We start from the raw sequence: 5748 nt of genomic DNA on the forward strand, positions 1-5748 counted from the left end.
CGAACGAGCGGTTGTCGAAGTTGACCGATCCGACCGTGACCCAGTGGGAGTCCACCAGCAAGACCTTGGCATGGAGCATGGTGCGCTGGTACTCAAAGATCCGCCCGCCGCAGGCCAGCAGCTGCTCATAGCAGCGCCGCCCGGCCTGGCGGACGACCTCTTTGTCGGTGTGGGGGCCGTTGGTCAGCACGCGCACGTCCACCCTGCGGCCGACCGCTTCGCACAGCGCGTCGACGAAGGCCTGCCGTGGCGCGAAGTAGGCGGTGGTCAGCCAGATCCGCTCCCGGGCACAGGCGATCGCGGTGTAGAACAGTTGCTCGGCGTCGGTGCTGCCCTTCTGCGCGGTGGAGCGGGTGACCTGGGCTTGGATGCCGTCGTCGAAGCCACCCACGTCCGGGAGGTGCTGCCGGCCGGACAGGATGCAGCCGGTCGCCTCGGCCCAATTGTCGACGAAGCCGCTGAGCAGGTCACGCACCACCGGCCCCTCGACCCGCACGTGGGTGTCGCGCCAGTGCTCGACATCCTCGCAGTTGCCGGTCCACTCCTCGGCGATCCCGACCCCGCCGGTGAAGCCGACCCGACCGTCGACGACCAGGATCTTTCGGTGGGTGCGGTTGTTCAGCTTGTGCAGGGTGTACCACTTAGGGGGCCGGAACCAGGCCACCCTGGCCCCGGCGTCCTTCAGCTGGTCGATCAGGGCCCGGTCCATCTTGGCCGCGCCGACCGCGTCCAGCAGGATGTTGACTTCGACCCCGGCGGCGGCCCGTTCGCCGAGCGCCTCGGCGAACTGTGGCGCGATGGAGCCGGTCCAGTAGACGTAGGTGGCGAAGTTGACCGTCTCCTTGGCCTGCTGGATCGCCTCCAGCATGGCCGGGAAGATCTCGTCGCCGTTGCGGAGCACGGTGACCCGGTTGCCCTGGCGTAGGGGGGCGATGGTGAGCGCCTCGACCAGGCGGGCGAAGTCGGCCGTGCCAGGTGTCGGAGGGTCTTGCAGCTCGTAACCCTTGGCGGCGGTGCGCCGGTACTGGGCCGCCTCAAAGGCGTAGACGCTGGCGAGCCCCAAGCCGCCCAGGATCGCGGCGTTGCGGATGGACCGGGCTGGTGGCACGGGACGGCCTCCTGGACAACAGGGGGTGGGATGGCCCCGCTGCCTTGCTCTACCTGCGTTCGATTGCAGACGATAGCCCACAAGCCGGCTGAGCACCGAATGGGACCGGATGCCGGGATTTGCTCGCCTGTCCTTGTGGAGATAGCTTCGGCAGCGCTGGGCGATCGTTGGGTGCCCTGGGAGGTAGGCGATGGCTCGCTCCGGTGAACCGCTGGAGCCACCATCGGCCGGCCAGTGGGAGGTGGGGCTGGCGTGGCGCCGGCGCCGGCCAGCGAGCCGGGTCCCGTCCGGGGGTTGTTCCTGCTCGGCTCGGCGGTCGTGATCCTGCTCGTCGGCGTACTGGTTGGGCTGCTGCTTGCCAAGGTCGCTAGCCATGACGCGTTCGGCCGTGCCGACACTCATGTCGACCGCTGGGTTGCTGCCCACCGCACCAACGACGTGAACCAGGCTACCCACTCCGCCACCGACGCCGCCGAGACCCCGACGATCGCGGCCCTGGCGGTGCTCACCATCGCCGGCGTGGCGCTGGCCTGGCAGTGCTGGCGCGAGCCGATGCTGGTCGCGGTGGCGACCGGCGAGGTGCTGATCTTCCTGACGATCACGCTGCTGCTGCCGCGCCATGGCTGAGCCGCTCGCGGCCCAGCCGGCCGCCACCCCGCGGCCCGCCGTACGCCGGGTCGCGGTGGTCTTCAACCCGGCCACCTCCCCTGACGACGCGCCCGAGCGCAAGCGCGACCTGCAGGCGGCGCTGAACGCGGCCGGGGTCGAGGTGGTGGTGTGGCTGGAGACCACCAAGCAGGAGGCGGGCCAAGGCCTCACCCGCCAGGCCGTCGAGCAGGGCGTGGACCTGGTCCTGGCTGCGGGCGGCGACGGCACCGTGATGGCCTGCGTCACCGGCCTGGCCGCCAGCGACGTGCCCCTGGCGGTCCTGCCCGGCGGCACCGGCAACCTCCTGGCGCTCAACCTCGACCTACCAAGCGACCTGGACGACGCGGTCGATGTCGCGCTGCACGGCGACCGCCGCCAGCTCGACGTCGGCGCCCTTGATGGCGGCGCCGACCGCTTCGTGATCATGAGCGGGCTCGGCTTCGACGCCGCCATGCTTCGCGACGCCAACCCCACCCTGAAACCCGCATCGGCGCGCTCGCCTACGTGCTCAGCGGCCTGCGCCAGCTTCGCCGGTGCCCAGCCCGGTTCCGCATCCGCCTCGACGACCAGCCGCCCATCACCCGCGCCGGCCAGGGCCTGCTGATCGTCAACCTGGGCCGCCTGCAGGGCGGGCTGACGGTGGTGCCCGACGCCCAGCCCGACGATGGCGTGCTGGACGTCGCGGTCCTTGGAACCCGCACACCGGTCGACTGGCTACGGCTGACCACCCAGGTGCTGCTGCGACGTCAACGACACGGCCCCGACCAGCAAGGACAGGCTGAACCATCGGGATCACCGAGGTTGCCGCTGGAGCTGTTTCGCGCCCGACGCGTCGAGGTCGACTGCGACCGGCCCCAGCCAGTCGAGCGGGACGGCGACCCAGCCGGCAGCACCCGCCGGCTGGTAGTTGAGATCCTCCCGCGGGCGCTCACCCTGTGCGTGCCCACCCATGCAGAGGGACCAGAGCAGGAGGACAACCCATGAGTACCGCCACCCGGGTCCCCGAGACCCACGAGCTGGAGGGCGAAGACGCCCTGAACGCGCTCCGCCGCACCGGCTGGGGCCGGCTGGCCAAGGACTCGCTCCAGCGCTTCCGCACCGCCGACGGCTTCAGCCAACGACCTACACCACCCAGATCGGGGTGGACCCGGTTGAGCCGTCCGGGCGTCGGAGGCCGATGCTGATCTCCCCCATATCCGCGAGATGCCGCAATGCCTCAGCCGTCATCGTCAGTCGCGCACCTAGGGGACGTCGAAACGCAGCGTCGCCTGACTTCCTGGGGAACGACCAAGGATCTGGGTCCGGGTGGGCGGAGCCCGCGGACGGGGGAGCATGCCCGGATGGAGGTGGAGATGAGCCCGGCACCGGCGCCGCATGGAATGAACCTTGCCTCCCGTGCGGGCGACGTGCTCCGCGGCGCTGCGTGGGGGGCTGTCGGTGCGATGGCCATGACGGGAATGCGGGTAATCACCACCGAGCTCGGGCTCGTGCAACAGACTCCACCCCAAGCCCTCAAGCGCCAGCGGGCGCGCGGCGTGCGCGCCCTGCTGCGGCGGGCGCCGCGCACCCAGCGCCGGGGGCTTGTCGAGGCCGCCCACTGGGCCTTCGGCGCTAGCGGCGGCGCGGCCTTCGGCGCGTTGCCCCGCCCGATGCGGCGCCGTCCGTGGGCAGGACCGGTGTACGGGCTGGTGGTGTGGTTGGGCTTCGAGCTAGGGATCGCGCCCGCCCTGGGCCTCAGCCAGGCCAAGCGTGTGCGCCCCGTCGACCGCCTGGCCCTGGCCGCCGACCACGTGCTATACGGCCTGGTGCTCTCGGCGACACGCCCGACCGGGCGAAGCTAGACCACCAGGCCTGTCCGCGCCACGCGACTGGCGCAGGGTGCGAGCGGGAGTCAACCCTTGTTCCTTGAGCGTCGCGAACAAGCTCCCCCGGCGGTGTCCCACACATCGCCCGACTTGGTACTGGACGCTGAGGAGTTGCGGACTCCGCTTCCGCTTTCCTCGCCGACAACCGCAGCACCCACACACTCTCTCCTGCTGCGGAAGACCAGGACTGCGCCTCGGCGACGCCTCCAAGCGACCGACCTGGGCGAGACGTAATTGAGATAGCTGGTGTGTTCCTCTGAGGCGGCCCGGCGGCCGGGGGCTGGCGACGGCCCGCGTTGTGGTGGCCACGTGCTCCTCAAGTGCCGAACAGTCGTCGCCCCATCGCCGGAACCCATGGCGGCACCCAAGCCAGGATCATCCGCCCCGACGCTTTGGCATGAAACCTCGGCCAGCAGCCACACACGCGGGATGACTACCTGGTCGGGTGGCCGGGGGAAGTTGCACCCGGAAAGGGCTGAAAAAGGCAATGATTGTTGCAGGAAGCGTTGACGATGGTTAGGCTTGGCTCAATTCCGCGACTGTGGTTCGGGGTCGCGTCGACATGCCGTGAAAGGAGTTCGATGGGCACCAAGACCATCACCATGCACGTTTCTGACATGGATGAGCGGGAGATTGCCCCCGGACAGGCCTACCAACTCACCATCCGCCACCCCGACGGATCGACCCAGCAGCTCGATATCTCGGCACAGAACTATAAGGGCCTCAAGCTCGAAGGCCTCGGCAAGATGGCGAAAAAGCGCGGCCGCAAGCCGGGCAGCGGTACCGCCAAAGCTGCCTCCGGCACCACCGGCACCCGCCGACGTCGGCGCCGGTCGGCCAACGGCGACGCCAAACCTGCCGCCTCCTGAGCTCGTCCGTGCCGTTGCTGAGCGAGTCCCCGGCGTCTTAGCAACAGGCGGTGGCGGTGCGCGCGTCGCCGAGCAGGGAGGCGAGCGGCTTGATTGCGATGCCCCATCTCGTTGACGACGCGGTCCCCCACCTCAGCGCCCCGAGTTCGCGCAGTCGCCGTCGCCGAGTCGGTTGGCCCAGCCGGCCGGGACGACCGCCAAGCCGTTGGCCGCCCGGGATGCCGAACCATACCTTCGCGTGGGGCACGAGGCCGCAGCGGCTACGCCGGTCGGGGCCGTTGGCGGCGTAGAACACCGCCCACATCGACGAGCCGCCGGCGACCAGCCGTTGTGAACGCCCGACCGACATGCTCATTCGATCCGTGACACGTCCCAAGCTTCGCCCGTCACTGCCGAGTAGGATGCCGGCGCCGTCCACGCCCCAGGCGATGGGCTCGCCGAGCCCGCGGGCCCAGGCGAGCAGATTCTGGTAGCCGGCGGGAGTGGTGGGGACGCTGAGGGTGTCGACGCGGCGGCCGAGCTCGTCGGTGGCCTGGTCGAGCGGGTCAAGGGACCACCACCGTCAGCTCAGCACGGAACTGCCGTCGGCCAAGGACGAAGCCAGGCGGCAACCGCGACAACTCTAGCCGGTATTACTGCTGGCCGCCGAAGGCGACGCGGTGCTCGGCGGCGAACTGTGCAAACGTCCGGGGCTGGCGTCCGGTCAGCCTGGCCACCTCATCAGTGACCCCAGCGGCGTGGCCGTCCGCCATCATGATGTTGAGCTCGACCAGCCGCTCGACCAACCAACCGGGCAGGCCAGCCCCGGCCAACGCCTGCCCGAAGGTGTCGGCCGCGACATCGACCGAGCCGACCGGGCGGCCGGTGGCCGCCGACAGCCGCTCGGCCACCTCATCCCCCGACAGGGCCTCCGGCCCGGTCAGCGCGTACGCCTTGCCCTGGTGGCCGGGGCTGGTCAGCACCCGGGCGGCCACCGCAGCGACGTCGCGGGTGTCGATGTAGCTAACCCGGGTCTCGCCGGTCATGCCGTACAAGATGCCCTGGTCGGCGACGTACTGAGCCGACGCCAGAAAGTTCTGCATGAACCCACTCGGCAGCAGCAGGGTATGGGGCAGGCCTGACTCGGCCAGGTGCCGGTCGATCTCGCCGTGCCAGCGGCCGAACGCCACCGCGGCATCCGGGCTGGACCCCAGCACCGACAGCGCGACCACATGCCCAACCCCGACCCGCGTGGCCGCGTCGATGGCGTTGCGTTCCT

Annotated in this window: 7 protein-coding genes; 5 read left to right on the forward strand and 2 right to left on the reverse strand. The window is 70.3% G+C overall.

What is annotated here, in order from left to right; genetic code table 11:
- Positions 1-1108 (reverse strand): phospholipase D-like domain-containing protein (locus VF468_23900; protein HEX5881330.1); only part of this gene is annotated, 1108 nt, incomplete at its 3' end.
- Positions 1109-1402: 294 nt separating this feature from the next.
- On the opposite strand from VF468_23900, the gene VF468_23905 reads away from it, so the two are divergent.
- From VF468_23905 to VF468_23925, 5 genes are all read left to right on the forward strand, one after another.
- Positions 1403-1735 (forward strand): hypothetical protein, encoded by a 333-nt coding sequence (locus VF468_23905; protein HEX5881331.1) that lies wholly within the window; start codon positions 1403-1405, stop codon positions 1733-1735.
- On the forward strand, positions 1728-2360 hold the full coding sequence (locus VF468_23910; protein ID HEX5881332.1) for an acylglycerol kinase family protein: 633 nt from the start codon (positions 1728-1730) through the stop codon (positions 2358-2360). The genes VF468_23905 and VF468_23910 overlap by 8 nt, the downstream gene beginning before the upstream one ends.
- Before the next feature lie 376 nt (positions 2361-2736).
- Entirely contained in the window at positions 2737-2940 is a 204-nt protein-coding gene (locus tag VF468_23915; GenBank protein ID HEX5881333.1) for a hypothetical protein, read from the forward strand.
- 156 nt (positions 2941-3096) lie between these two features.
- The gene (locus VF468_23920) at positions 3097-3597 is read left to right on the forward strand and encodes a hypothetical protein (protein ID HEX5881334.1); all 501 of its coding nucleotides are present in this window, start codon (positions 3097-3099) and stop codon (positions 3595-3597) included.
- 605 nt (positions 3598-4202) lie between these two features.
- The gene (locus VF468_23925) at positions 4203-4490 is read left to right on the forward strand and encodes a hypothetical protein (protein HEX5881335.1); all 288 of its coding nucleotides are present in this window, start codon (positions 4203-4205) and stop codon (positions 4488-4490) included.
- Between the two features lie 632 nt (positions 4491-5122).
- Here VF468_23925 and VF468_23930 read toward each other — a convergent pair.
- The coding region (locus VF468_23930; protein ID HEX5881336.1) for an NmrA family NAD(P)-binding protein at positions 5123-5748 on the reverse strand (626 nt) is incomplete at its 5' end.

Source organism: Actinomycetota bacterium (genome assembly GCA_036280995.1).
Lineage (GTDB): Bacteria > Actinomycetota > CALGFH01 > CALGFH01 > CALGFH01 > CALGFH01.

Bases quoted from the DNA above. Each gene is read 5' to 3' on its own strand.
- VF468_23915 (HEX5881333.1), top strand. From the start codon at position 2,737: ATGAGTACCGCCACCCGGGTCCCCGAGACCCACGAGCTGGAGGGCGAA.
- VF468_23920 (HEX5881334.1), top strand. From the start codon at position 3,097: ATGGAGGTGGAGATGAGCCCGGCACCGGCGCCGCATGGAATGAACCTT.
- VF468_23925 (HEX5881335.1), top strand. From the start codon at position 4,203: ATGGGCACCAAGACCATCACCATGCACGTTTCTGACATGGATGAGCGG.
- VF468_23910 (HEX5881332.1), top strand. From the start codon at position 1,728: ATGGCTGAGCCGCTCGCGGCCCAGCCGGCCGCCACCCCGCGGCCCGCC.